This window comes from Synechococcus sp. R55.7, from assembly GCF_047461955.1.
GTDB lineage: Bacteria > Cyanobacteriota > Cyanobacteriia > Thermostichales > Thermostichaceae > Thermostichus.
The window spans coordinates 1-2619 of the sequence record NZ_JANSIC010000068.1; the positions used below are offsets into that span (position 1 = coordinate 1).

At 58.6% G+C, this 2619-nt stretch carries 2 protein-coding genes and 1 pseudogene; 1 reads left to right on the forward strand and 2 read right to left on the reverse strand.

The window, feature by feature from the left end; all coding sequences use genetic code 11:
• Positions 1 to 18: 18 nt before the first annotated feature.
• Positions 19 to 1797, reverse strand: coding sequence for a flavin reductase (locus tag NW820_RS05270; RefSeq protein WP_414406882.1), 1779 nt, complete (start codon positions 1795 to 1797; stop codon positions 19 to 21).
• 236 nt (positions 1798 to 2033) lie between these two features.
• Between NW820_RS05270 and NW820_RS05275 the strand changes: the two genes are divergently transcribed.
• Complete coding sequence (locus tag NW820_RS05275; protein ID WP_414406883.1) at positions 2034 to 2264, forward strand: DUF2555 domain-containing protein; 231 nt, start codon at positions 2034 to 2036, stop codon at positions 2262 to 2264.
• A 35-nt stretch (positions 2265 to 2299) separates the two neighbouring features.
• Here NW820_RS05275 and NW820_RS05280 read toward each other — a convergent pair.
• Positions 2300 to 2619 (reverse strand): annotated as a pseudogene (locus NW820_RS05280) (hypothetical protein); the annotation flags it as partial.

Consider the following 2619-nt stretch of genomic DNA (forward strand, 5'->3'; position numbering starts at 1 on the left):
TCTTTGTTCTCCAATACACTACCCCCGCCGCATGGCCGTAACCCCCGTGGGATCCAGCACCTTGCCCCGTTCCACCTCGGCATAGACCAGGTAGCGATCCCCGCAGTCCATCCAAGTTTTCACACGGCACTCCAGGTAAGCTAAGGCATCCAACAAAATGGGGCAGCCATTTTCGGCAGTGGCCGTGGCCAAGCCGGCAAACCGATCTTCTCCAGGGCGCTGGGGCCGCTGAAAGTGCCGTTGCAAATTGCTACCTTTGCCTTCCCGCAAGATGTTAAGCACAAAGGGGGCCTGGGGATAGGTCAGCAGTTCGGCTTCTTGGTCCTTGCTCACCGATAGAGTTAGCCCCGGCGGATTGAAGCTGGCCTGGGCCACCGACCAGGTGAGGAAGCCGCGGCGGGTCTCTCCTTGCAGGGCGGTGACTACACACAGGGATCCCACCACCCGGCTCAGGGCTTGCCCAACCCGATCCGCCTGAGTTTCGCTGCTGGTTTGGCGAGGGGCGCGGGCTCGTTTGGCTTTGCGCAGGGCCTGAGCAAACTGGGATCCCGCCTCTTGACAGGCTTCCAGGATTTCAGGGGTGGGCTTAAACTTGGCGCGGATCGTCTCAAACCCCAAGGAAAAGCCGGCATTGAGCAACTTACTCTCGATGAGATCCACCGCTTCTCCGCTCCAGCCGTAGGAGCCGAAAACCCCGGCCAATCGGGTGGTGGGAACTGAAGAAAGGATGATGCCAAGGGCGGTTTGGATCTGCACAGGAGGATGGCCGGCCAAAGTCGGGGATCCGACAACAAACCCTTGGCAGCGCTCCAGAGCTTGGGCGATCTCCTCCGGAGTGGCCCATTCGCAGTTGATCCGCTCCACCTTAACGCCGGCTCGCTCCAACCCTTGGGCTATGGCCATGGCCATCAAACCTGTATTCCCGTAAGCGGAAGTGTACAGAAGAGCTACCCGCTGCTCGCCGGGATCCTCCTCGCACCAAGTGTGGTAGTCCAACCGCAACCGCCGCAGGCTGTGGCGCACCAAGGGGCCGTGGGCAGGGGCATAGATTTGGGCGGGAAATTCTTCCAACTTGGCCAGGGCTGCCTTCACCTGGGGCAATTGGTTGCGGTGCAAACAGTCGAAGTAGTAGCGGCGGTCTTCGCTGAGCTGCCGCCAATGTTCGTCAAACACCTGCTCATCGCACACATGGGCACCGAACAACTTATCGGTGTAGAGGATCCCGGTAGCCGGATCGTAGGCACAGAGGGCATCGGGGTGGCGGGGTGTGGGCACGGTGCGAAAGTGCAACTCATGCCCTTCTCCCAAATCCAGGCGATCCCCATCTCGGATGACCCGCAAACGGAAAGACTGGTCGCCATTGTAGAAAATGCCCAGATCGGCGGCTTCCTCTTCGTCGCGACTGCGGGGCAAGGGATCCATCTCTTCAAAGGCGGCCCGTAGCGTAATGGATCCCGGTTTGGAGCAGAGCACCATCGCATAGGGAGCCAGAGGCAATAGGGCCTTGAGAGTGGCAATGCGGTTAAAGTTGACGTGGCTGAGCAAAATAAAGTCCAACCGCTGCAGGTACTGGTGTTGGGCCAGCTCTTCTAAAAAGATGCTGGTGAACGATTCCCCCGGAGGATCGATGAGAAGGGTTTGGCGGGCCTGGATGAGGTAGCTATTGGCAGTGGTGCCCCGTTGCCGAGCGTATTCCAGCTCAAACTTCAGGCGATCCCAGGTGCGGGAGCGGAGAACCAACGTGGACGGGCCGATAAGGGCAACTTGGACATCGCGGGCGGGGATCTTGCTCTCCATAGCAGCCTCCGATGCGGTATCTGTCCTCACCTTGCCACGAAACTGGAGGAATGGGGATCCCTTTTCAGAGTTTGGGAGCCCACGGCCCGGCTTGCCCAAAAGTTAAGTCTGAGGCCCCGTCCTCACAACTGCGCAAGAAGCAAGCGATTGAGGTGGGGAGTGTGTCAAGTTTTTTCAAAGTCGGCCGGGCAAAAAGGAAGAGGCTAAGATCGGCTTGTAGCGTGTTCAGGCTGCCTATGTCTGCCCGATCCAAGTCCAAAGTGGAGGCCCCTACCAAGGAGATGGATCCCCGCCAGTTTACTGAAGCTGATGTGGCGGCAATTGCAGAGCGGTTGGAGCGCAATGAGTATCCGACCGTCTTTGGCTGCTTGGAAGACTGGCATGCCCTTCGAGCCGTTGCCTTTTATGCTCCCCACTTAGTGGCTCCCTATGCACACCTGTTGGAGTGGGAAGTGGATGAAGATTAGGGCTGTCCTTGCAGTTCTTAAAGGGATCCCAGTGCTCAGGGCAACGAGGGGGGAGGATTTCCGTCAGAGCCTTGCCGGCGAATCAGGTAGCGCACTTCTTCAAGGAGAACGTTGAACCTCTGATCCGTTTCCGCCTGCCGTTGGTTGATGGCCTGAATGGCGCGTTCGTGCTCTCGTTGTAGGGCGGTGAGGGTAACCAGAGCTTGAGTCACTTCCTCTGCCCACTCGGCAAGGTGAGCTAAGTCAGAGCGGGTCTCGCTGACAACTTGCTGTAGCTCTCGCAAGCTTTGAGCCTGAGCAGCAGCTTGTTCAGCAAATTCGGCGCGGCTTTCTTGGATGGACTGACGCAGCTCCT

Bases quoted from the DNA above. Each gene is read 5' to 3' on its own strand.
- NW820_RS05275 (WP_414406883.1), top strand. From the start codon at position 2,034: ATGTCTGCCCGATCCAAGTCCAAAGTGGAGGCCCCTACCAAGGAGATG.
- NW820_RS05270 (WP_414406882.1), bottom strand. From the start codon at position 1,797: ATGGAGAGCAAGATCCCCGCCCGCGATGTCCAAGTTGCCCTTATCGGC.